This window comes from Streptomyces sp. NPDC051051, from assembly GCF_040682975.1.
In the GTDB taxonomy this organism is placed as follows: Bacteria; Actinomycetota; Actinomycetes; order Streptomycetales; family Streptomycetaceae; genus Streptomyces.
Genome location: NZ_JBFBCB010000048.1, coordinates 1 through 22,939, shown reverse-complemented (window position 1 = coordinate 22,939; position 22,939 = coordinate 1). Strand labels below are relative to the sequence as shown.

General features: G+C 74.2%; 20 protein-coding genes and 1 riboswitch. Of the genes, 13 read left to right on the top strand and 7 right to left on the bottom strand.

Features of this window, described 5'->3' with window-relative positions; translation table 11 throughout:
- Positions 1 to 71 precede the first annotated feature (71 nt).
- From AB0N31_RS29120 to AB0N31_RS29100, 5 genes are all read right to left on the bottom strand, one after another.
- Positions 72 to 536 carry a hypothetical protein gene (locus AB0N31_RS29120; RefSeq protein ID WP_366061423.1) on the bottom strand — a complete coding sequence of 155 codons (465 nt, stop codon included), beginning with the start codon at positions 534 to 536 and terminating at the stop codon, positions 72 to 74.
- Positions 537 to 583: 47 nt separating this feature from the next.
- Positions 584 to 1,519, bottom strand: coding sequence for a hypothetical protein (locus AB0N31_RS29115; protein ID WP_366061422.1), 936 nt, complete (start codon positions 1,517 to 1,519; stop codon positions 584 to 586).
- 105 nt (positions 1,520 to 1,624) lie between these two features.
- Positions 1,625 to 3,178 (bottom strand): protein kinase, encoded by a 1,554-nt coding sequence (locus tag AB0N31_RS29110; RefSeq protein WP_366061421.1) that lies wholly within the window; start codon positions 3,176 to 3,178, stop codon positions 1,625 to 1,627.
- Entirely contained in the window at positions 3,175 to 3,927 is a 753-nt protein-coding gene (locus AB0N31_RS29105) for an FHA domain-containing protein (protein ID WP_366061420.1), read from the bottom strand. The genes AB0N31_RS29110 and AB0N31_RS29105 overlap by 4 nt, the downstream gene beginning before the upstream one ends.
- Before the next feature lie 247 nt (positions 3,928 to 4,174).
- On the bottom strand, positions 4,175 to 4,828 hold the full coding sequence (locus AB0N31_RS29100; protein ID WP_366061419.1) for a hypothetical protein: 654 nt from the start codon (positions 4,826 to 4,828) through the stop codon (positions 4,175 to 4,177).
- Positions 4,829 to 5,110: 282 nt separating this feature from the next.
- Between AB0N31_RS29100 and AB0N31_RS29095 the strand changes: the two genes are divergently transcribed.
- From AB0N31_RS29095 to AB0N31_RS29055, 9 genes are all read left to right on the top strand, one after another.
- Complete coding sequence (locus tag AB0N31_RS29095) at positions 5,111 to 5,965, top strand: bifunctional methylenetetrahydrofolate dehydrogenase/methenyltetrahydrofolate cyclohydrolase (protein WP_366061418.1); 855 nt, start codon at positions 5,111 to 5,113, stop codon at positions 5,963 to 5,965.
- The gene (locus AB0N31_RS29090) at positions 5,955 to 6,551 is read left to right on the top strand and encodes a DUF3017 domain-containing protein (protein WP_366061417.1); all 597 of its coding nucleotides are present in this window, start codon (positions 5,955 to 5,957) and stop codon (positions 6,549 to 6,551) included. The genes AB0N31_RS29095 and AB0N31_RS29090 overlap by 11 nt, the downstream gene beginning before the upstream one ends.
- 263 nt (positions 6,552 to 6,814) lie before the next feature.
- A complete protein-coding gene (locus AB0N31_RS29085) occupies positions 6,815 to 7,657 on the top strand; it encodes a DUF2690 domain-containing protein (protein ID WP_366061416.1) in 843 nt (280 codons plus the stop codon).
- 372 nt (positions 7,658 to 8,029) lie between these two features.
- Positions 8,030 to 9,019: a malate dehydrogenase gene (locus tag AB0N31_RS29080; protein WP_366061415.1), complete on the top strand. Its 990-nt coding sequence runs from the start codon at positions 8,030 to 8,032 to the stop codon at positions 9,017 to 9,019.
- A 275-nt stretch (positions 9,020 to 9,294) separates the two neighbouring features.
- Complete coding sequence (locus AB0N31_RS29075; RefSeq protein WP_366061414.1) at positions 9,295 to 10,833, top strand: aldehyde dehydrogenase family protein; 1,539 nt, start codon at positions 9,295 to 9,297, stop codon at positions 10,831 to 10,833.
- Positions 10,834 to 10,920: 87 nt separating this feature from the next.
- Complete coding sequence (locus AB0N31_RS29070) at positions 10,921 to 12,543, top strand: GMC oxidoreductase (RefSeq protein ID WP_366061413.1); 1,623 nt, start codon at positions 10,921 to 10,923, stop codon at positions 12,541 to 12,543.
- Complete coding sequence (locus AB0N31_RS29065; RefSeq protein WP_366061412.1) at positions 12,540 to 13,634, top strand: glycine betaine/L-proline ABC transporter ATP-binding protein; 1,095 nt, start codon at positions 12,540 to 12,542, stop codon at positions 13,632 to 13,634. Before AB0N31_RS29070 ends, AB0N31_RS29065 begins: the two co-directional genes overlap by 4 nt.
- The gene (locus AB0N31_RS29060) at positions 13,634 to 15,574 is read left to right on the top strand and encodes an ABC transporter permease subunit (RefSeq protein WP_366061411.1); all 1,941 of its coding nucleotides are present in this window, start codon (positions 13,634 to 13,636) and stop codon (positions 15,572 to 15,574) included. The genes AB0N31_RS29065 and AB0N31_RS29060 overlap by 1 nt, the downstream gene beginning before the upstream one ends.
- A 1-nt stretch (position 15,575) precedes the next feature.
- Positions 15,576 to 16,523, top strand: a complete 948-nt coding sequence (locus AB0N31_RS29055; RefSeq protein ID WP_366061410.1) for an ABC transporter substrate-binding protein — start codon at positions 15,576 to 15,578, stop codon at positions 16,521 to 16,523.
- Between the two features lie 10 nt (positions 16,524 to 16,533).
- On the opposite strand, the gene AB0N31_RS29050 is transcribed toward AB0N31_RS29055, so the two are convergent.
- Both AB0N31_RS29050 and AB0N31_RS29045 read right to left on the bottom strand, forming a co-directional pair.
- Positions 16,534 to 17,262, bottom strand: a complete 729-nt coding sequence (locus AB0N31_RS29050) for an isocitrate lyase/phosphoenolpyruvate mutase family protein (protein ID WP_366061409.1) — start codon at positions 17,260 to 17,262, stop codon at positions 16,534 to 16,536.
- A gap of 46 nt (positions 17,263 to 17,308) precedes the next feature.
- A complete protein-coding gene (locus tag AB0N31_RS29045) occupies positions 17,309 to 17,818 on the bottom strand; it encodes a carboxymuconolactone decarboxylase family protein (protein ID WP_366061408.1) in 510 nt (169 codons plus the stop codon).
- 47 nt (positions 17,819 to 17,865) lie between these two features.
- Between AB0N31_RS29045 and AB0N31_RS29040 the strand changes: the two genes are divergently transcribed.
- The 4 genes from AB0N31_RS29040 to AB0N31_RS29025 all read left to right on the top strand — a co-directional run bounded on the left by AB0N31_RS29040 (position 17,866) and on the right by AB0N31_RS29025 (position 22,851).
- Complete coding sequence (locus AB0N31_RS29040) at positions 17,866 to 19,251, top strand: PLP-dependent aminotransferase family protein (RefSeq protein ID WP_366061407.1); 1,386 nt, start codon at positions 17,866 to 17,868, stop codon at positions 19,249 to 19,251.
- 144 nt (positions 19,252 to 19,395) lie between these two features.
- A riboswitch (ZMP/ZTP riboswitch) is annotated at positions 19,396 to 19,484 on the top strand.
- 44 nt (positions 19,485 to 19,528) lie between these two features.
- Positions 19,529 to 20,980: a glycine hydroxymethyltransferase gene (locus AB0N31_RS29035; RefSeq protein ID WP_366061406.1), complete on the top strand. Its 1,452-nt coding sequence runs from the start codon at positions 19,529 to 19,531 to the stop codon at positions 20,978 to 20,980.
- Positions 20,981 to 21,078: 98 nt separating this feature from the next.
- Entirely contained in the window at positions 21,079 to 22,092 is a 1,014-nt protein-coding gene (gene trpS, locus AB0N31_RS29030) for a tryptophan--tRNA ligase (protein WP_366061405.1), read from the top strand.
- 165 nt (positions 22,093 to 22,257) lie between these two features.
- On the top strand, positions 22,258 to 22,851 hold the full coding sequence (locus AB0N31_RS29025) for a 2'-5' RNA ligase family protein (RefSeq protein WP_366061404.1): 594 nt from the start codon (positions 22,258 to 22,260) through the stop codon (positions 22,849 to 22,851).
- Positions 22,852 to 22,939 lie beyond the last annotated feature (88 nt).

Genomic DNA, 22,939 nt, shown 5'->3' with positions numbered 1-22,939 from the left:
CCGCCGCTGACGCGGGGCGGGCGGCCCGGCACCTGCCGGACCGCCCGCCTTCCGCCGTCGGCGCCCGTGGCTCAGGTCAGCCACACGTTGCAGCTGCTCACCCACTTGTGCGAGCGGATGTTGTTGTTCGCGCTCTGGCCGTTGCTGAACGCGTTGTCGGAGAGGTTGTCGGCGAAGTACTCGTACGGCGACAGGCAGGCGTACCCGTCCTGGTACTCCTGGACGTACCAGAACTGCACGACGTCGTTGCCGCCGGTGTAGCCGGCGTTCATGACGGACGACGCCTTGTCCCAGGCGTTCGCGAAACCGCCGCCGGCCGCGTCCCAGTCGGGGTCGTTGCCCGCGGTGACGCCGAGCGGCGTGCCCTGGCAGTCCAGGGCGTCCCAGGCGTAGACGTTGCCGTTGCGGCCCGGCCACTTGTTGTTGCAGCCGGTGGCCCGGACGTCCGGCCCGGCCGCCTGGGCGGTCGTGGCCGGCAGGCCGAGGCCCAGGGCGGTCAGCCCGAGGACGGCCGCCGTGATGGCGAACTTGCGCATGATGATGTCCCCTCGTCGGTTTTCCACGGTGGTGCGGTGGTGATCCGTCAGGCGCGTGGCGGCACGATCCGCACCGCCCGGTCGTACGCCTGCCGTTGGAGGCGCTCGTAGGTGTCGAGCGCGTCGCCGTACCGGTCGCGCAGCCGGTCGACGTAGTGGGCCTCGCGGGCCGCGACGACGGACCTCAGGTCCGCCTCGCGGGCGCAGCGGGCGTCCGCGACCGCCGTCCGGCGCTCCAGCGCGAACGCCTCGTCGGCGCGGGCCGGGCCCAGCCGGGCGGTGTTCGCGCGGATCGCGTCGCGGGCGGCCTGCGGGTCGGCGTGGGCCAGGCCGGCCCCCCTCATGCACCGGGACCAGGCGCGCACGGCCGCGGTCAGTTCCCGGTCGCGCATCAGGTCCTCGCCGTACAGCGCGCGCAGGCCGGTCGCGGTCCTCGCGGCGCGGAACCAGGTGGCGGGGTCGCCGTAGAGGGCCTCCTCCGCCTCGGCCGAGCAGCCGCCGACCCGTTTGCCGACCTCGGTGCCGGTGCCCGGCAGCCGTACCGAGAGGGTCCGGGCGTCGTCGCCGCCGTCGAGGGCCCGGTCGAAGGCGGCCCGGCGGCCGGCGGAGAGCCTCTGCCGGTAGGCGGCGTTGGGGTGGTGCAGCCGGGTCCGTTCGTTCTTCGCCTCGACGGGGCCGCCGTAGCCGTACGTCCGCGCCCAGGCCACGTCGTCCTGCACGTACCGCACGGGGCGGCTCTCGCGCAGGGTGAGGGTGCGGTCCTCCCAGTAGGTGAAGCCGTGGCGGTTCATGCACCGTTTCGTCAGCCGCTGCAGGGCGTCCGTGACGCGCAGCTCCTGCTGCCAGGTCGGCGGCGCCGCTCCGGCCCGCCCGCCCGGACCGCCGTCGTCACCGCTGTCGCCGTCGCCGGTGCATCCGGTCGCGGCGGCCGTGACGACCGCCGCGACCAGGCACATCCGGGCGAACGCGTGCTTGCCGGTCATCGCCCGACCCCCGTTTCCCCCGTGGGTGTCCCGCCCCCGCCGCGAGGGGCGGTGGTTCCACGGTGGCGGCGCGGGAGGCCGACGGGTACCTCGGACGTCTCAGGGTCACTTCCGGCCGGGCGGCGTGTACTCCTTGAGGTGGTGGGCGACGCGGGCGGCGTAGTCGCGGTACTTCGGGGGAACCCCGCCCGCGTCGTTCACCTTCTTGTACGACGTCCGGTAGGCGACGGCGATCAGCACCCGGCGGTCGCCCGGCAGCCGGCGGTCCAGGCGGGGCGCGATCCAGCACAGGTAGCGGCCCATCGCCGGAACGGACTCGGCCGGCGGGAACGGCGGCGAGGGCACGGACTCGCCGGGGGTGCCGTCCTCGTTCATCCACCAGCGCAGCACGCTCGGCGTCCAGCGGGCGATGCCGTACTCGTCCTTGGCGGGGTCGGCGAGGTCCGGGTCGAAGTCGCTCTCCACCTTCAGCATCGCGGCGATCAGGGAGGGGGTGACGTCGCCCTGACGGCAGTCGTGCGCGGTCTCGACGATCAGCAGCCGGTAGGCGGCGGGGACGCCCCGGCCGGTGCGCAGGTCCTCCGCGCCGTACACGGCGGCCGGTACGGCCGTCCCGGTGGCGCCGGCGGTTTCCCGGCCGCCCGCCCCGTCGCCGCCGTCCGCCGACCGGGAGCTGACGCCCCAGCCGAGGACGGCCGCCGCTACCGTGGCGCCCGCCGCCGTGGCCGCGGTCGCGCGCCGGGAGCGGCGGCGCGGCCGGGGCACGGTGCCCGCGGCGGCGGCCTCGACCCGGCGCAGCAGCGCCCCGGCGGCCACGCGCTCCTCGTGCGTACGGGTCAGGCAGTCCCGCACGATCTCGCGCCAGGCGTCCGGTAACCGGGAGGACAGGCGCAGCTCGTCGGTGCCGCGGGCGTAGGCGGCGGCCGCGTCGCGGCGGGCCGTCGGGGTGCCGCCGGGCAGCGGGAAGGCGTGGGTGAGGACGAGGTGGGCGAGGACCCCGAAGGCCCAGACGTCGGCGGAGGGGCGGATGCGGCGGCCGCGTTCGCCGATCTCGGACCACAGGAGTTCGGGCGGGGTGTAGTCGGGGGTGGAGAAGGCGGGCGCGTAGGCGTGGGTGCCCTCGAGTTCGGCGGCCATGTTGAAGTCGGCGAGGCGGACCGAACCGTCCCGCATCAGCAGCACGTTCGCCGGTTTCAGGTCCCCGTGCACCCAGCCCGCCCGGTGCAGCTGGTGGAGGCCTTCGCAGATCTGCGCGAGCAGCTCGGGCCCCTCGGCGGGCCGGGGCGAGCGGGCGAGCAGCGCGGCCAGGGAGCCCTCCGCCTTCTCCAGCACGAGGACGGTGGCGCCGTCGAGTCCGGGGCGGCCGGGGTCGTCGACCGTCAGCGTCTCGTACAGGCGGATCAGCCGGGGGTGGCTCAGCCGCCGGTACAGCTCCACCTCGCGCTCGACGAGGTCCCGCAGATGCGCCAGCCGGCGGGGCGTACTGGTGCCCGTGGGCAGGAACTTCAGCGCCGCCGTCCCCGGCAGCCCCACCCGCGTGCCGGTGTACCGGGCCTCGTAGACGCTGCCGAACGCGCCCGTCGCGAGCGGCGCCCGCACCTCCCAGTCGCCCACCCGGTAGCCGGCCGGCACCGGCACCGCGTACGGCTGCCCGGTCACCGCGCCGTTCGTCTCTCGGCGACGCCCGCCAGCACGACCAGGTCGTCCTCGCGCACCAGGTCGAAGCGGAGGGCCAGGGAGACCAGCGACTCCTTCTTGCCGTTGAGCCGCGGGCCGGTGTCCGCGGTGTCCGGGCCCGGCTTCAGGCGCAGTTTCACGGCCAGGTAGTCGATGTTCCACTGGACGGAGGTGCGGGAGGCCCCGGGCCAGGTGGGGCGCAGCCGGTCCACGACCTGGTCGACGGTGGGCGGCGGGGCGTGCGGCTCCCCGCGCAGCCGGGGCTCGCACAGGGCGGCCAGCACCGCGAAGTAGCGCTTCGTGCGGTCCATGGAGAAGGCGGGCGCGGTGGTGTCGCCGTCCGGACCCGCCCCGTCGGGGCGCCGGTAGTCGTGGCGCGGCGCCCAGACCTGGATCGACAGCAGGTCGCCCGCCGCGGGCAGCACGATCCGCGAGAACTCGAACGGCACGGGGGCGTCGAGCCGGCCCGGCCCGACCTTGATGTGCTCGCCCGCGCCCTCGGGGTTCTCCACCACGTAGGTGTGCCGGGCGGAGAGGTTGCTCAGTATCCAGAAGGCGCCCTGCGCGGTGATCTCGCCCGCCCTGCGGGAGACCCCGTCGTGCGCGATGCGCAGGTCGTTGTCGGCCGCGGACCGCCCGAAGGTCAGCCGCTCGCCCGGCGCGAGCCGGACCTGGCCGCCCCCTCGCGGGTCCTCGGCGGTCGGCGGAGGTACCACGATGATGCTGTACAAGGTGCGTCTCCCCGTGCCCGACGGCTACCGCAGTCAGGTTAGGGCGACGCGCCGGGGCCGTGTCCCCCTTCGGACGGGTCCGACACGGCCCTCGGGCGTGAATGGCGCGAACCGTTCGGCGCACGCGGTACGACGGGCGCCCCCGGTGATCAGAACGGGCGCCCCCCGGCACCGGGTACGGGCGCCCCGCGGGTCCGGGGCCTGCCGGTGGGTCCGGGGCCGCTGGGTCAGTGACGCGGCCGGTGGGTCAGTAGCGCGGCCGGCGGAACCAGCCCGCGCTCTCGCGCTTCGCGCAGAAGACGATCACCAGGATGCTGACGGCGATGAGGATGAGGCCGAGACCCCAGGCCGACAGCATGAAGATGCCGGTGACGATGGCGAACGAGCCGTACACGATGGAGCACACGCGCACGGCGTTGCCGCCCTTGGCGTACTGCAGGAGCAGCACGACGCCGAGGACCGCGAACACGGTGGCCAGGCCCGCCATGAACACCACGATGCCCTTGCCCAGGTCGGCGTAGCGCTCCACGTCCGGGTCGTCGGTCACCCCGGCCTTCAGCATCTCCTCGTCCCACCGGGACAGCACCCACACGTACGAGCCCGCGACGATCAGGTGGGCCAGGGCGATCACGCCCACCAGGGCCTGCGCGACGCGCGTCGGCCGCGGCATCTGCGCCGGGCCGCCGGGGTGGTGGCCGCCCTGGAAGTACGGGTCCCCGCCCGGGTGCGGGTACGCCTGCTGCGGATACGGCTGCTGCTGGTACGGCTGCTGCTGGTACGGCGGGGCCTGCGGGACGCCGTGACCGGGGGCGGGCGGCTGCTGCGGGTGGCCGTAGCCGGGTGCGGCCGGGGGCTGCTGGGGCGGTGGCCCGTAGGGGTTGTTCGGCTCGCCGAAGCTCATGGCGGTCCTTCCTCCGTGTGCACTCGGGTGCGGGGACGACGCGTGGCACGTGCGGAGGAGGGTCGTACGGATGCGGTGCGTCCCCCCGGTGCTGCCCGCGGTACCGGACGTCAATCGTTCGTCAGCGGCCGGTTCGTTGTCCAGCAGGTGACCCGGGACGTTGTGCAAGTGCAACCCGGTGGATCACCGCCGGAGCGGTCGTCGTACCGGCCCGGCGGGGACGTCCGGCGGCGGAGTCACCCGGATTGGAACCGGGAGGGCGTCATCCGGGAGGATGGGTCCATGACCGCCCAGATTCTCGATGGCAAGGCCACCGCAGCCGAGATCAAGTCGGACCTGACCGCCCGAGTGGCGGCGCTGAGGGAGAAGGGCGTCACGCCCGGCCTCGGCACGATCCTCGTCGGGGACGATCCCGGCAGCCAGAAGTACGTCGCCGGCAAGCACCGCGACTGCGCCGAGGTGGGCATCGCCTCCCTCCAGCGCGAACTGCCCGGCACGGCCACGCAGGAGGAGATCGAGGCGGTCGTCCGCGAGCTGAACGAGGACCCGGCCTGCACCGGCTACATCGTCCAGCTCCCGCTGCCCAGGGGCATCGACGAGAACCGCGTACTCGAACTGATGGACCCCGCCAAGGACGCCGACGGCCTGCACCCGACGAACCTCGGCCGCCTCGTCCTCAACGAACCCGCCCCGCTGCCCTGCACCCCCAACGGCGTGCTGACCCTGCTGCGCCGCCACGGCGTCGAGATCAAGGGCGCCGAGGTCGTGGTCGTCGGCCGCGGCGTCACCATCGGCCGCTCGATGCCGCTGCTGCTGACCCGGCGCAGCGAGAACGCCACGGTCACCCAGTGCCACACCGGTACCCGCGACCTCTCGGCGCACCTGAGGCGGGCGGACATCATCGTCGCCGCCGCGGGCTCGGCCCACCTGATCCGCGCCGAGGACGTCAAGCCGGGCGCGGCCGTCCTCGACGTGGGCGTCTCCCGCAACGCGGAGGGCCGGATCGTGGGCGACGTCCACCCGGACGTCCGCGAGGTGGCCGGCTGGATCTCCCCGAACCCGGGCGGCGTCGGCCCGATGACCCGTGCCCAGCTGCTCGTCAACGTGGTCGAGGCGGCGGAGCGCAGTGTCGGCTGACCGCGGGAACCACCCCGACCGCACCGACGCCGGCGACCGCACCGAAGCGGGCGGCCCCACCGACGCCGCGGAGCACTCCGACGCCACGGACCGGGCCGACGGCGCCGCGGCGGCCCGGTCCGCCGAGGAGCAGGCGTTCGTGGAACCTGTCGTCCGCGACCCGGTCAGCGCACCCGACGCCGACGGCGTCCCGCGCCGCACCACCCGCCGCTTCCCCCTGTTCACGCGGGACACCGCCCGCCCCGAGGGCGGCGGCCGGGCCGCGCCCCGAGACGCGCCCGCGCCCGCCCGGCAGTGGCCCGTCCTGGCCGTCCTCGGCCTGGTCGCCCTCGGCCTGCTGGTGACCGCCTTCGACCAGTTCCGCGTCGGCACGATCCTGATCGGCGCCGCCCTGCTCGGCGGCGCCGCCCTGCGCTGGTTCCTGCCCGGCGTCGGCATGCTCGCCGTCCGCTCCCGGTTCACCGACATCGCGACGTACGGCGTGCTGGGCGCGGCGATCGTCCTGCTGGCGCTGATGGCACAGCCCGGCCCGTGGCTGCAGATCCCCTTCCTGAAGGACACCCTGCACTTCACGGTCGACGGCTGACGGCCCCGCCTCCGCGCGCGTACGGCGGCCCGTCCTCTCCCCCGAGAAGGACGGGCCGCCGTCGTGTTCCACGCTGCCGCACGAGGAGCGCGCCGTTCAACGCCCGGCCGCGCGCTGTGGCACAGCGGTGACCGTTCCGCCACCGTGTGCGCGCCCGGCCACAGTCACCCCCGGACCGGGAACCGATCCCGCCGGGGGAGCCGCGGTGCCCGGCCGGACGCTACCGTGGCCGCGGGGGGACACGGCGGTGGGAGGGGGGACCGATGCCTCGCTGGAAGGATCTGCCGGACGCACTGGATCCGCAGGTCCGGGAGTTCGTCACGCGGCTGCGCCGGATCGCGGACGACAGCGGTGCGAGCCCGGCCGCGCTCGCCGACGGCACCGGCTACGGCGAGGCGTCCTGGGAGCGCTACCTCGACGGCCGGCTGCTCGCCCCCAAGGGCGCGGTCGTCGCCCTGGCCGAGGTCACCGGCACCGACCCGGTCCCGCTGATCACCCTGTGGGAACTGGCCGAGCGGGCCTGGAGCCGCTCCGCACTGCGCCACGGCGACGCCACCGAGGCCGTCCTGCTGTCCCGCGCCCGCACGGTGACGAGCCCGGTGCCCGGTCCCGGCCGGCCCGCGCGGCGCCCGGCGGTGTTCCTGGCCGGCGCGCTCGGCGCGGTGGTCGTCGCCGTGGGCGCCTTCCTCCTGACCGACGGCGGACCCGCCGACAGCGGCCGGACCGCCGCCCGGACCCCCGCCACCTCCGCCGCCCCCACCCCCGGTCTGCCGCCGGGCGTGCTGTGCGCCGGCCCCGGCTGCACGGGCAAGGACCCGGAGAAGATGGGGTGCACGGGCGAGCACGTCACCACGGCACGGAGCGTCACCGTCGGCGCGGCCCTGCTGGAGGTCCGCTACAGCGACACCTGCGGCGCCGCCTGGGGCCGCCTCACCGGGGCGGTACCGGGCGACACCGTCCGGGTGACCGTGGGCGGGACGAGCGGGACCGGCGGCATCACCGGCGGCGGCGAGACGATCGCGTACACCCCGATGGCGGCCGTGAAGGAGCCGGGCGAGCTGCGCGCGTGCGCCGAACTGGCCTCGGGGCAGCGGGGCTGCACGTAGGCGGGGACGGCTCCGGCCGCCGGAACCGGCCGGAAAGAAACCGGCGCGCGCGGGAATATCTCGCTCCGCCCCGGGCAGGCGGACGGTACCCCCACGGGAGTCCGGCACGACCCGGCACCCCCACCGGCGGCCGCCCGGTTCCCCCCTCTCCCGGACCGGCGGCCGCCTTTCGCGCCGTCGGGCCGGGGAACGCACGACGTGGTGCGGCGACCGCGACCGGATGTCACTCTGTGGGACGGGCCACACAGCCCCGGACGTACGGCATCCCGGATGCGCGATAGCCTGACCGCTGGTCGATCTCTTGACGCCAAGAGATCGATCAAACGTCCGGGGCAGGGACGCCCCACCGCCAGCTGTCATACGGAGAACGCCATGACCCGCACTCCCGTGAACGTCACCGTCACCGGCGCGGCCGGCCAGATCGGTTACGCACTGCTCTTCCGCATCGCCTCCGGCCAGCTGCTCGGCGCGGACGTGCCGGTCAAGCTGCGCCTCCTGGAGATCACGCCCGCGCTGAAGGCCGCCGAGGGCACCGCCATGGAGCTGGACGACTGCGCGTTCCCGCTGCTCCAGGGCATCGACATCACCGACGACCCGAACGTCGCCTTCGACGGCACCAACGTCGCCCTCCTCGTCGGCGCCCGCCCCCGCACCAAGGGCATGGAGCGCGGTGACCTCCTGGAGGCCAACGGCGGCATCTTCAAGCCGCAGGGCAAGGCCATCAACGACCACGCCGCGGACGACATCAAGGTCCTCGTCGTCGGCAACCCGGCCAACACCAACGCGCTGATCGCCCAGGCCGCCGCCCCGGACGTACCGGCCGAGCGCTTCACCGCGATGACCCGCCTGGACCACAACCGCGCGCTGACCCAGCTCGCGAAGAAGACGGGCTCCACGGTCGCCGACATCAAGCGCCTGACCATCTGGGGCAACCACTCCGCCACGCAGTACCCGGACATCTTCCACGCCACCGTCGCGGGCAAGAACGCCGCCGAGGTCGTCAACGACGAGAAGTGGCTGGCCGAGGACTTCATCCCGACCGTCGCCAAGCGCGGTGCGGCCATCATCGAGGCGCGTGGCGCGTCCTCCGCCGCCTCCGCCGCCAACGCGGCCATCGACCACGTGTACACCTGGGTCAACGGCACCGCCGAGGGCGACTGGGCCTCCATGGGCATCCCGTCCGACGGTTCCTACGGCGTCCCGGAGGGCCTCATCTCCTCCTTCCCGGTCACCACCAAGGACGGCGCGTACGAGATCGTCCAGGGCCTGGACGTCAACGAGTTCTCCCGCGCCCGCATCGACGCCTCCGTGCAGGAGCTGGCCGAGGAGCGCGAGGCGGTCCGCGCGCTCGGCCTCATCTGAGCCACAGTTCACCGCACCACCGCACCAGCGCACTTCCCGATCCCCGGGCGGCACCGGCCGTCCGGGGATCGGTGCGTCCGGGGCCCTGCCGGGCCCACGCCGTCCGGGGTTCCGCCCGTTTCCGTCCACTTCCGCCCGCGTTCTCCGTGACGCCGCGCACTTTCGGCCGTGGATTGCGCATGCCATCAGGGCCGAAGGGCATGCGCTCACGGTCCCGAGGGGTGACGCCGGTGTCACCGAGGGGAACGGAACCGGAACGGAAGGCGATCCCGATCATGACGGACAGCGCGGACAGGGCGGACGGTACGGAACTCCAGGCGCGCAGGACCATCTGCGCGGGCGGCGAATGGCGCGCGGCCGTGTCCGGCGCCACGCGCGAGATCCTCGACCCCGCGGACGCCCTGCCGTTCGCCCTGGTCGCGGAGGGCGACGAGAAGGACGCCGATCTCGCGGTGGCGGCGGCCCGGCAGGCCTTCGACCACGGCGACTGGCCGCGCACCCCCGCCGCCGAACGCGCCGCGCTGCTGCGCCGCGTGGCCGGGCTCCTCGTACGCGACCGCGAAGAGCTCGGCCTGCTGGAGAGCCGGGACGCGGGCAAGACCGTCGAGGAGGGCCGCGTCGACATCGACTGTGTCGCCGACGCCTTCCGCTACTTCGCCGACCTCGTCGCCGCGGAGGCCCCCGGCCGGGTCGTCGACGCGGGCTCGCCCGACGTCCACAGCGTCGTCGTCCACGAACCGGTCGGCGTGTGCGCGCTGATCACCCCCTGGAACTACCCCCTCTTGCAGGCCAGTTGGAAGATCGCCCCGGCGCTCGCCGCCGGCAACACCTTCGTGGTCAAGCCCAGCGAGATCACCCCGCTGACCACGGTCGCGCTCATCGGCCTGCTCGCCGAGGCCGGCCTGCCCGACGGCGTCGCCAACATCGTCACCGGCCCCGGTCACTCGGTCGGCGCCCGCCTCGCCGAGCACCCCGACGTCGACCTGGTCTCCTTCACCGGCGGCCTGGCCAGCGGCACCAAGGTCGCGCAGGCCGCCGCCCCCGGCGTCAAGAAGGTCGCCCTCGAACTCGGCGGCAAGAACCCCAACGTCGTCTTCGCCGACGCCTGCGCCACCGAGGAGGGCTTCGACACCGCCGTCGACCAGGCCCTCAACGCGGCCTTCATCCACAGCGGCCAGGTCTGCTCGGCGGGCTCCCGCCTCATCGTCGAGGAGTCCGTCCGCGACCGCTTCGTCACCGACCTCGCCCGCCGGGCCGGCCGGATCCGCCTCGGCCGCGGCACCGAGGACGGCGTCGAGTGCGGCCCCCTCGTCTCCGCGCAGCAGCGCGCGAAGGTCGAGGCGTACGTCGAGTCGGCGCTCGCCGAGGGCGCCGTACTGCGCTCCGGCGGCAAGCGCCCCGACCCCTGCCCGCAGCGGCCGCGGGACGGCTACTTCTACGAGCCGACCGTCCTCGACCACTGCCACCGCGAGATGCGCGTCGTCCGCGAGGAGGTCTTCGGCCCGGTCCTCACCGTCGAGACCTTCCGCACCGAGGACGAGGCGGTCGCCCTCGCCAACGACACCGAGTACGGCCTCGCGGGCGCCGTCTGGACCGCCGACGCGGGCCGCGCGCGCCGGGTCGCCGGCCGGCTCCGCCACGGCACCGTCTGGATCAACGACTTCCACCCCTACCTCCCGCAGGCGGAGTGGGGCGGCTTCGGCAGGAGCGGCGTCGGCCGTGAACTCGGCCCCGCCGGCCTCGCCGAGTACCGCGAGACCAAGCACGTCTACCAGAACCTGGCGCCGAAGCCGGTCCGCTGGTTCGCGGGCTGACCCGCAACCCTCACGCCCGGCCCACCCGCGACCCCGCTCGCCCGGCCCACCCGCGACCCCGCTCGCCCGCCCCCTCCAGGAGTCCTCATGCCCGAGACCCCCCACGTCTACGACTACGTCGTGATCGGCGGTGGCACCGCCGGCTCCGTCATCGCCTCCCGCCTCACCGAGAATCCCGACGTCACCGTCGCCGTCGTCGAGGGCGGCCCCAGCGACGTCGGCCGCGACGACGTCCTCACCCTGCGCCGCTGGATGGGCCTGCTCGGCGGCGAACTCGACTACGACTACCCCACCACCGAACAGCCGCGCGGCAACTCCCACATCCGGCACAGCCGTGCCCGCGTCCTCGGCGGCTGCTCCTCCCACAACACCCTCATCGCCTTCAAGCCGCTCCCCTCCGACTGGGACGAGTGGGAGGCGGCCGGTGCCGACGGCTGGGGCGCGGCCGCCATGGAGACGTACTACGCCCGCCTGCTGAACAACATCGTCCCGGTCGACGAGAAGGACCGGAACGCCATCGCCCGCGACTTCGTCGACGCGGCGCAGGCCGCACTCGGAGTACCCCGCGTCGAGGGCTTCAACCAGAGGCCGTTCACCGAGGGGGCCGGCTTCTTCGACCTGGCCTACCACCCCGAGGACAACAAGCGCTCCAGCGCCTCGGTCGCCTATCTGCACCCGGTCATGGACGAGCGTCCGAACCTGCGCATCCTCCTGGAGACCTGGGCCCACCGGCTGGAGCTGGACGGCACCCGGGCGACGGGCGTGCGGGTACGCGCGGCCGACGGCGAGGAGTTCACCGTCCGGGCCCGCCACGAGGTCCTGCTGTGCGCGGGCGCCGTGGACTCGCCCCGCCTGCTCCTGCACTCCGGCATCGGACCGAAGGCCGACCTGGACGCCCTCGGCATACCCGTCGTCCACGACCTGCCCGGCGTCGGCGAGAACCTCCTCGACCACCCCGAGTCGGTGATCGTGTGGGAGACGCACGGCCCGATCCCCGAGAACTCCGCGATGGACTCCGACGCGGGCCTGTTCGTGCGCCGCGACCCCGAACACGCGGGCCCCGACCTGATGTTCCACTTCTACCAGATCCCCTTCACGGACAATCCGGAGCGCCTCGGCTACGAACGCCCGCCCCACGGCGTCTCGATGACCCCCAACATCCCGAAGCCGAGGAGCCGCGGCCGCCTGTACCTGACCAGCGCGGACCCCGCCGTGAAGCCCGCCCTGGACTTCCGCTACTTCACCGACGAGGACGACTACGACGGCCGCACTCTCGTCGACGGGATCAGGATCGCCCGCGAGATCGCGAAGACCGAGCCGCTCGCCGGCTGGCTCAAGCGCGAGGTGGCCCCCGGCCCGCACCTCACCGGCGACGAGGAACTGAGCGAGTACGCCCGCAAGGTCGCCCACACCGTCTACCACCCGGCGGGCACCTGCCGCATGGGCGCGCCCGACGACGGACTGGCCGTCGTCGACCCGCAGCTGCGGGTCCGCGGCCTGGACGGGCTGCGCATCGCCGACGCGTCGGTGTTCCCGACCATGACCGCCGTGAACCCCATGATCGGTGTGCTGATGGTCGGCGAACGGGCGGCCGAACTGGTCGGCGGACGGCCGGACGCCGAAACCGCCGAAACCGGTGGAAACAGTGAAAGGGCGGACGGCGTGACCGCCGAGCGGGCCGCGGGCCCGGTCGGAGGCGGTGCGCGATGACCACGAGCCCCGCCACCCCCGCGGTCCCCGCCCCCGTCTTCTCCGTCGAAGGCCTCTGGAAGGTCTTCGGCCCGAAGCCCGAACGCGTCCCCCTCGACCCGGAGCTGGCCGCCCTCCCGGCCGCCGAGCTGCGCTCCCGCACCGGCTGCACGGCCGCCGTCCGGGACGTCTCCTTCGATGTCCGCAAGGGCGAGGTCTTCGTCGTGATGGGCCTGTCCGGCTCCGGCAAGTCCACCCTCGTGCGCTGCCTGACCCGGCTGATCGAGCCGACGGCCGGCACCATCGTCGTCGACGGCGAGGACGTCCGCGCGATGGACCGCACCCGTCTGCGCGAACTCCGCCGCCACCGCGCCGCGATGGTCTTCCAGCACTTCGGCCTGCTCCCGCACCGCACGGTCCTCGACAACGTGGCGTACGGCCTGGAGATCCAGGGCGTCGGCAGGTCCGAGCGCCGCGAGCGGGCCGGCGAGGTCGTCGCCAAGGTCGGCCTGGCGGGCATGGAGCACCGCAGGCCCGGCCAGCTGTCCGGCGGCCAGCGCCAACGGGTCGGACTGGCACGGGCGTTGGCCGTGGACCCGGAGGTCCTCCTCTTCGACGAGCCGTTCAGCGCGCTCGACCCGCTGATCCGCCGGGACATGCAGGAGGAGGTGATCCGCCTGCACCGCGAGGAGGGCCGCACGATGGTCTTCATCACCCACGACCTGAGCGAGGCGCTCAAGCTCGGCGACCGCATCGCCCTCATGCGGGACGGCCGCGTCGTCCAGCTCGGCACCCCGGAGGAGATCGTCGGCTCGCCCGCCGACGACTACGTCCGCGCGTTCGTCCGCGACGTCCCCCGCGAGCAGGTCCTCCCCGTCCGCACCGCCATGCGCGCCGCGACCCCGGCGGACGCGGGCCACGGCCCGGCCGTCGCCTCCGACGCCACGGTCTCCGAGGCCATCGAAGCGGTCGCCCGCACCGGCACCCCGGCCCGGGTGATGGACGACGGCCGCTGCGTGGGAGTCGTCGACTCCGACGCCCTGCTGGGGGTCGTCGCGGGGACGACACCCGGTGCCGCGACGGGGGCGGAACCCCGTCAGGAGGCCGTCTGATGGCGACGATCACCGCCCCCGCCCTCCGCGTCCCCCTCCTCGGCGTCCTGCGCAGCCGCGTCGTCCGCAAACTCCTCGTCCTCGCCCTCGCGGCGGCGGTCCTCGCCCCCCTCGCCCACGCCCGCTGGCACAGCGGGACCTGGCCCGCCGCCCTCACCGTCGACCTGACCGGCCCGCTGACCCGCGCCAACGACTGGATCATCGACAACCGGGACAGCCACCCCCTGTTCCTCTACTTCTTCGGCCACATCAGCAACGCCGTCGTCCTCTCCGTGCGCGCCGTCTACCTGTTCCTGCTGGCCGCGGGCTGGGCCGGCGTCACCGCGCTCGGCGCGGTCGTCGCCTGGCGCACGGCGGGCGTACGGCTGGCGCTCGGCACGGCCGCCGCGTTCCTGGCCTGCGGCCTGCTCGGCATGTGGGTGCCGACCATGCAGACCCTCGCCCTCATGGTGGTCGCCGTCCTCGCGTCCGTCGTCGTGGGCGCGCTGCTGGGCCTCGCCGCCGGCCTCTCCGACCGCATGGACCGCGCCCTGCGCCCGGTCCTGGACACCATGCAGGTGCTGCCGGCCTTCGCCTACCTGCTCCCCGTGGTCCTGGTGTTCGGCATCGGCGTCCCGGCGGCCGTCCTGGCCACCGTCGTCTACGCCGCCCCGCCCATGGCCCGCCTCACCTCGCTCGGTCTGCGCGGCGCCGACAAGGAGGTCCTGGAGGCGGTCGAGTCGCTCGGCGCCACCGCCCGCCAGCGCCTGCTGACCGCCCGCATCCCGCTGGCCCGCAGGGAACTCCTCCTCGGCCTCAACCAGACGATCATGATGGCGCTGTCGATGGCGGTCATCGCGTCGGTGATCGGCGGCGGCGGACTCGGTGACCGCGTCTACCAGGCGCTCGCCTCGGTGGACGTGGGCGCGGCCCTCGCGGCCGGCGTCCCCGTCGTGCTGCTCGCGGTCGTCCTCGACCGGGTGACGGCCGCCGCCGGACGCGGCACCGAACCGGCCCACGGCCGCCGCACCACGTACGCCCTGCTCGCCGCCGCCGCGGCCCTCGCCGTCGCCGTACGGCCGGCCGGCCGATCCGACTGGCCGGACGCGTGGACGGTCGCCGTCGCCGAACCGGTCAACCGCGTCGTCGACTGGATGACCGGCCACCTCTACTCCGGCGTGCCCGTCGTCGGCGGCACCGCCGACTGGGCGGCCCACTTCACCACCTGGGTCCTGGACCCGGTCCGCGACGGCCTCCTGTGGCTGCCCTGGTGGTCGGTGCTGCTGCTGGTCGCCGCGCTCGCCTGGCCGATCGGCACCTGGCGCACCGCGCTGACCGCCACCCTGGCCATGGCCGCGACCGGTGTGCTCGGCGTGTGGGAGCCGTCCCTGGACACGCTGTCGCAGGTCCTCGCGGCGGTCGCCGTCACCCTCGTGCTGGGCTTCGCCACCGGAGTCGCGGCGGCCCGCAGCGACCGCGTCGAGCGGCTGCTGCGCCCCGTCCTGGACGTCTTCCAGACGATGCCGCAGTTCGTCTACCTCATTCCCGTCGTCGCCCTGTTCGGCGTCGGCCGCGCACCGGCGGTCGCCGCGGCCGTCGTCTACGCGCTGCCCGCCGTCGTGCGCATCACCACCCAGGGCCTGCGCCAGGTCGACCCGGCCGCCCTGGAATCCGCCCGCTCGCTCGGCGCGACCGGCGGCCAGCAACTGCGCCAGGTCCAGCTCCCGCTGGCCCGGCCCGCGCTGCTGCTCGCCGTCAACCAGGGCGTCGTCCTGGTCCTCGCCGTCGTCGTCATCGGCGGCCTGGTCGGCGGCGGCGCCCTCGGCTACGACGCCGTCTTCGGCCTCGCCCAGGGCGACCTCGCGACCGGTCTGGTGGCCGGCGCCGCGATCGTCTGCCTCGGCCTGATGCTCGACCGCGTCACCCAGCCGGCCGCCCGGCGCACCGAGAAGGGAGCCTGACATGCGACTGCGTACGACCGCCGCGGCGGCGGGCCTGCTGCTGCTGACCGGCTGCGGCGCCGCCGACATGACCGAGCAGGCCTCGCCCTTCGCAGGCGCCGGCGGCGCGAGGACCGTGACCCTGTCCGTCCAGTCCTGGGTGGGCGCGCAGGCCAACGTGGCCGTCGCCCAGTACCTGCTGGAGCACGAACTCGGCTACCGCGTCGACACCGTCCAGGTCGACGAGGTGCCCGCCTGGGACGCCCTCAGCCAGGGCCGCGTCGACGCGCTCCTGGAGGACTGGGGCCACCCCGACCAGGAGCGGCGCTACGTCGACGACAAGAAGACCATCGCGCGCGGCGGCGACCTCGGCGTCACCGGACACATCGGCTGGTACGTCCCCACGTACTTCGCGAAGGCGCACCCCGACGTCACCGACTGGAAGAACCTGAACAAGTACGCCGCGCGGTTCCGCACCGCGGAGAGCGGCGGCAAGGGCCAGCTGATGGACGGCTCCCCGTCGTACGTCACCAACGACAAGGCCCTGGTGGAGAACCTGGACCTGGACTACCAGGTCGTCTTCGCCGGCTCCGAGGCCGCGCAGATCACCCAGATCCGCCGGTTCGCCGAGGAGCGGAAACCCTTCCTGACCTACTGGTACGCCCCGCAGTGGCTGTTCGAGAAGGTCCCGATGACCGAGGTGAAGCTGCCCGCGTACGAGGAGGGCTGCGACGCCGACCCGCGGAAGGTCGCCTGCGGCTACCCGCACACCCCGCTGGAGAAGTACCTCAACGCGGACTTCGCGAGGACCGGCGGCCGGGCGGCGGCCTTCCTGAAGAAGTTCAGGTGGACCACCGAGGACCAGAACATGGTCTCCCTGCTGATCGCCGACCAGAAGCTCAGCCCGGAGGAGGCGGCGAAGAGGTGGGTGGACAGCCACGAGCCGACCTGGCGCGCGTGGCTGTCCTGACGGGACCCGGCTACGGCCTGTCGCGCAGCCGCGCGGCGATCTCCGTGACCGCAGCCGTCGCCCGCTGCTGCACCCCCGGCCCGAACGTGACCCGGGTGGCCCCGAGTTCGCCGAGTTCGGCGGGCGAGGGGCCCTCGCCGACCCGCGCGAACACGTTGACCGGCCCCTCGGTCCCCGCCCGCAGCAGCGGCAGCACGGCGGTGGGGGCGCCGATCGGGTACACGCAGTCGGCGCCGGCGGCCACGTACAGCGCGGCCCGCTCGAGGGCCCGCGCCGGGTCGGGCTCGCCCCGCAGGAAGGTGTCGATCCGCGCGTTCACGAACAACCGGCCGGCGGCGGCCGCGCACACCTCGGCGAGCCAGTCGGCGTGGGCACGCGCGTCCTTGAGGACGCCCCCGCGCGAGTCCTCCAGGTTGCAGCCCACGGCCCCCGCCTCCAGCAGCCGCTCGACCAGTTCCCCCGGCGGCAGGCCGTAGCCGTCCTCGACGTCCGCCGAGACCGGCACGTCCACGGCGCGGGTGATGCGCCCGACCGCCGCGAACATCTCCTCGGCCGGCGTCTCCCCGTCCGCGTGGCCGAGCGAGGCGGCGACCCCCGCGCTCGGCGTGGCCAGCGCCGGGAAACCGGCGTCGGCGAGGGCGCGGGCGCTGGCCGCGTCCCACGGCCCCGGCAGGACCAGGGGGTCGTCGGGGAGCCGCCCGCGGTGCAGGGCGCGGAAGGTGTCGGCCTTGGTCACCATGACGCGCTCCCCGGTGCCGCGTCGCGGGTGTCCGCCGTGCCGAGGATCACCGGTGCTGCCCCGGCCGGTAGTGACCGGGCACCAGCCGGCAGGTCACGCCGAACCGGTTCCACGCGTTGATCACCGTGATCGCGGCGATCAGCTGCGCCAGCTCCGCCTCCCCGAAGTGCCCGGCGGCCCGCTCGTACACCGCGTCCGGCACGAACCCGTCCGTCAGCACCGTCACCGCCTCGGTGAGCGCCAGCGCCGCCAGCTCCCGCTCGGTGTAGAAGTGCCCGGACTCCTCCCAGGCGCTGAGCTGCACGATCCGCTCCACGCTCTCCCCGGCCGCGAGGGCGTCCTTGCTGTGCATGTCCACGCAGAGCGCGCAGCGGTTGAGCTGCGAGGCGCGGATCTTCACCAGCTCCAGCAGCGTCGCGTCGAGGCCCTTGCGGGCGGCGGCGTCCAGCCGGACCATCGCCTTGTAGACCTCGGGGGCCAGCTCGGCCCAGGCCAGTCGGGGGGTGTGCTCGGGGGCGTGGGCCACGGTCGTCGTGCTGTCGGTTCCGTTCGTCATGCCCTCGACCCTAGGAGCCGGGCTGCCCACGGGTATGGTCCATTTCCATGGCGGAATCCTGGGCCACTCTGGGCGTCGACCTGCACCTGGAACCGGCCGGTCCCGGTCTGCGGCGCGGGCTGACCGACGCCCTGCGCGAGGCCGTCCGCGGCGGCCGGCTGGCACCCGGCACCCGGCTGCCCTCCTCCCGCACGCTCGCCGTCGACCTCGGCATCGCCCGCAACACCGTCGCCGACGCCTACGCCGACCTGGTCGCCGAGGGCTGGCTGACCGCCCGGCAGGGCTCCGGCACACGCGTGGCGGACCGCGCCGTCGTCCCCCCGGCCGGTGCGGCGGCCCCGCACCGGCAGCACCGCCGCCCGGCGTTCGACCTGCGCCCGGGCACCCCCGACCTCGCCTCCTTCCCCCGGGCCGAGTGGCTCAAGGCCGCCCGCCGCGCCTTCACCGCCGCCCCCAACGACGCCCTCGGCTACGGCGACCCGCGCGGCCGCGTCGAGCTGCGCACCGCCCTCGCCGGCTACCTCGCCCGTGCCCGCGGCGTGCGCACCGACCCCGGACGCGTCCTCGTCGTCGCCGGGTTCGTGCACGCCCTCCAGGTGCTCGGCACAGTGCTGCGCGCCCGCGGGGTCCGCACGGTCGCCGTCGAGTCGTACGGCCTCGACGTGCACGAGCAGCAGCTGAGGGCGGCCGGACTGCGGACCGTGCCGCTGCCCTTCGACCGGCTCGGCACCGACCCCGCGGGCCTGAGCGGCGTCGGAGCGGTCCTCCTCACCCCCGCCCACCAGTTCCCGATGGGCGTGCCCCTGCACCGCGACCGGCGGGCGGCCCTCGTGCACTGGGCGCGCAGCACCGGCGGACTGGTCCTGGAGGACGACTACGACGGCGAGTTCCGCTACGACCGCCAGCCCGTCGGCGCCCTCCAGGGCCTCGACCCCGACCACGTCGTGTACCTGGGCACCGCCAGCAAGTCCCTCGCCCCCGCCCTGCGGCTCGGCTGGGCGGTACTGCCGCCCGGCCTCGCCGAGGAGGCCGCCGGCGCCAAGGGCGGCATCGACACCTGCGGCGTCCTCGATCAGCTGACCCTGGCCGAGTTCCTCACCTCCGGCGCCTACGACCGCCACGTCCGCTCGGCCCGCCTGCGCTACCGCCGCCGCCGCGACGCCCTGGTCACGGCCCTGGCCGAACACGCCCCCGAAGCCCACGTGACCGGCATCGCGGCCGGCCTGCACGCCGTGGTGGGCCTCCCGCCCGGCACCGAGCAGCCGGTGGTCCAGGCGGCGGCCTGGCAGGGCCTGGCCCTGTACGGCCTCTCCCGCTTCCGCCACCCATCGGCCCGCACCGCCCCCCTGGACGCCCTGGTGGTCGGTTACGCCACCCCACCGGACCACGCCTGGACAGGAGCCCTGACCGCACTGTGCCGGGCCCTGCCGTGACCGCCGGACGCCCTCGGCCCGCCGGGCCCGCACCCCGGTGAGAAGGGCGTACGCCCGTTCCGGGGGCGGGGCCGACCGCCCCCTCCGCCGTCGCTCGCATGGTGGACGTCGCGCCTTCGGTGTCCGGCGGCCCCGGTAGGCTGGCGGGCAGGCCGTGACTGGCGCGCTGGGATGGGACGGACCATCGGGGAGCGGCCTGCAGTGACCGAGTGCCGTGCGCCTGGGCCAGACCGAGACCGTGACCGCTTGCACGCCACGCCATCCGGAGGCCGACGTCATGTCAGAGCAGCAGCCCCTCTCCACCGAGTCCACCGCCTTCCGCGCCGCCCTCGACGTGGTCCGCGCCGTCGAGCCGCGCGTCGCCGACGCGATCGGCCAGGAGCTCGCCGACCAGCGCGAGATGCTCAAGCTGATCGCCTCCGAGAACTACGCCTCCCCGGCCACCCTCCTCGCGATGGGCAACTGGTTCAGCGACAAGTACGCCGAGGGCACCGTCGGCCGCCGCTTCTACGCCGGCTGCCGCAACGTCGACACCGTCGAGTCCCTCGCCGCCGAGCACGCCCGCGAACTCTTCGGCGCCCGCCACGCCTACGTCCAGCCGCACTCCGGCATCGACGCCAACCTGGTCGCCTTCTGGGCCGTCCTCGCCGACCGGGTGGAGGCGCCCTTCCTGGAGAAGACCGGCGACCGCCAGGTCAACGACCTCTCCGAGGCCGACTGGGCCGAACTGCGCCGGGCCTTCGGCAACCAGCGCATGCTCGGCATGTCCCTGGACGCCGGCGGCCACCTCACCCACGGCTTCCGCCCCAACATCTCCGGCAAGATGTTCGACCAGCGCTCCTACGGCACCGACCCGGCCACCGGCCTGATCGACTACGACGCGCTGCGCGCCACGGCCCACGAGTTCAAGCCGCTCATCATCGTCGCCGGCTACTCCGCGTACCCCCGGCTGGTGAACTTCCGGATCATGCGGGAGATCGCCGACGAGGTGGGCGCGACCCTGATGGTCGACATGGCGCACTTCGCCGGCCTGGTCGCGGGCAAGGTGCTGACCGGCGACTTCGACCCGGTCCCGCACGCCCAGATCGTCACGACCACCACCCACAAGTCGCTGCGCGGCCCGCGCGGCGGCATGGTCCTGTGCGACGACTCCCTCAAGGATCAGGTGGACCGCGGCTGCCCGATGGTCCTCGGCGGCCCGCTCCCGCACGTCATGGCCGCGAAGGCGGTGGCCCTGGCCGAGGCCCGGCAGCCCGCCTTCCAGGACTACGCCCGGCGCATCGTCGACAACTCCCGCGCGCTGGCGGAGGGGCTGACGCGCCGCGGCGCGACCCTCGTCACCGGCGGCACCGACAACCACCTCAACCTGATCGACGTCGCCACGTCCTACGGCCTCACCGGCCGCCAGGCCGAGTCGGCCCTCCTCGACTCGGGCATCGTCACCAACCGCAACGCGATCCCCGCCGACCCCAACGGCGCCTGGTACACCTCCGGCATCCGGGTCGGCACCCCCGCGCTGACCACGCGCGGCCTCGGCACGGCCGAGATGGACGAGGTCGCGGCCCTGATGGACCGCGTCCTGACGACGGCGGAGCCGGGCACGACGAAGTCGGGCGCCCCGTCGAAGGCCTCCCACGTCCTGGACGAGAAGGTCTCCGACGAGATCTCCCGGCGGGCGACCGACCTGGTGGCGGGCTTCCCGCTGTACCCGGAGATCGACCTCGGCTGAGGCACCCCGCGCGGGGGGGCGGGGCCGCGACCGGCCCCGCCCCCGCGGCACTCCCCACCCTCCTGAACCACCCCCGCGGCTCTGAGACAATGGTGGGCATGGCGAATGACCGTCCCCGCGTGCTCTCCGGGATCCAGCCCACCGCAGGCTCGTTCCACCTCGGCAACTACCTCGGCGCCGTCCGTCAGTGGGTGGCCCTCCAGGAGTCCCACGACGCGTTCTACATGGTCGTCGACCTGCACGCGATCACGGTTCCGCAGGACCCGGGGGAACTGACCGCCAACACCCGGCTGGCCGCCGCGCAGCTGCTCGCGGCCGGGCTCGACCCGGACCGGTGCACGCTGTTCGTGCAGAGCCACGTCCCCGAGCACGCCCAGCTCGCCTGGGTCATGAACTGCCTCACCGGCTTCGGCGAGGCCTCCCGCATGACCCAGTTCAAGGACAAGTCCGCCCGGCAGGGCGCCGACCGTGCCTCGGTCGGCCTGTTCACCTACCCGATCCTCCAGGTCGCGGACATCCTGCTGTACCAGGCCGACGAGGTGCCGGTCGGCGAGGACCAGCGGCAGCACATCGAGCTGACCCGTGACCTCGCCGAGCGCTTCAACGGCCGCTTCGGCGAGACCTTCACGATCCCGAAGCCGTACATCCTGAAGGAGACCGGCAAGATCTACGACCTTCAGGACCCGTCGATCAAGATGAGCAAGTCGGCGTCCACGCCGAAGGGCCTCATCAACCTGCTCGACGAGCCGAAGGCCACCGCGAAGAAGGTCAGGAGCGCGGTCACGGACACCGACACGGTCATCCGCTACGACACCGAGAACAAGCCGGGCGTGAGCAACCTCCTCGGCATCTACTCGACCCTCACCGGCACGAGCGTCCCGGAGCTGGAGCGGCAGTACGAGGGCAAGCTGTACGGCGCCCTCAAGACGGACCTCGCCGAGGTCGTCGTCGACTTCGTCACGCCGTTCCGGGACCGCACCCAGCAGTACCTGGACGACCCCGAGACGCTCGACTCGATCCTGGCCAAGGGCGCGGAGAAGGCCCGCGCCGTCGCCGCGGAGACGCTGGCCCGGACGTACCAGAAGGTGGGCTTCCTGCCCGCCAAGCACTGAGGGCGCACCACCGCACGCACGTTCCACCGGGCAGAGCGCTGCACATCACTTCCGCTGCGCCTGCCCTCGACACGGCCGTGGCCGTACAGTCGATAGCCGTACGACTGAGCACGAACCAGGCACCGGGCCGGCGCCCGGCACATCCGACGCGACGAAGGAGACGACGTGGGGACCGTAACGATCGGCGTGTCGATCGCGGTCCCGGAGCCTCACGGCAGCCTGCTCCAGGAGCGGCGCGCGGGCTTCGGCGACGCCGCAGCTCACGGTATCCCCACCCACGTCACGCTGCTGCCGCCGACCGAGATCGACGCCGGCGCCCTCCCGGCCGTCGACGCGCACCTGACCTCGGTGGCCGAGGCGGGCCGCCCGTTCCCGATGCGGCTGAGCGGCACCGGCACCTTCCGGCCCCTGTCGCCCGTGGTGTACGTGCAGGTGGTCGAGGGGGTCTCGGCCTGCGCCTGGCTGCAGCAGCGGATCCGTGACGCCTCCGGGCCGGTCGCCCGCGACCTCCAGTTCCCCTACCACCCGCACGTCACGGTGGCGCACGGCATCGACGAGGCGGCCATGGACCGCGCGTACGAGGAACTCGCCGACTACCGGGCCGAATGGTCCTGCACCGGCTTCGGCCTCCACGAGCAGGGCGCCGACGGCATCTGGCGCAAGCTCCGCGAGTACGCCTTCGGCGGCCCGGTCGTCCCCCCGCAGGCCGCCCACGGGGACCGCGACTCCCTCCCCCGCCCGCTGATCGACAGGGCCTAGGGCGTGTTTCGAAAGTAGCGTCGTCTGCCCGAAGGGCAGGCCCGGCGGCGTCTGGTGCGTGCGATCGCAAGGCGGAGGGTCGCCCCGA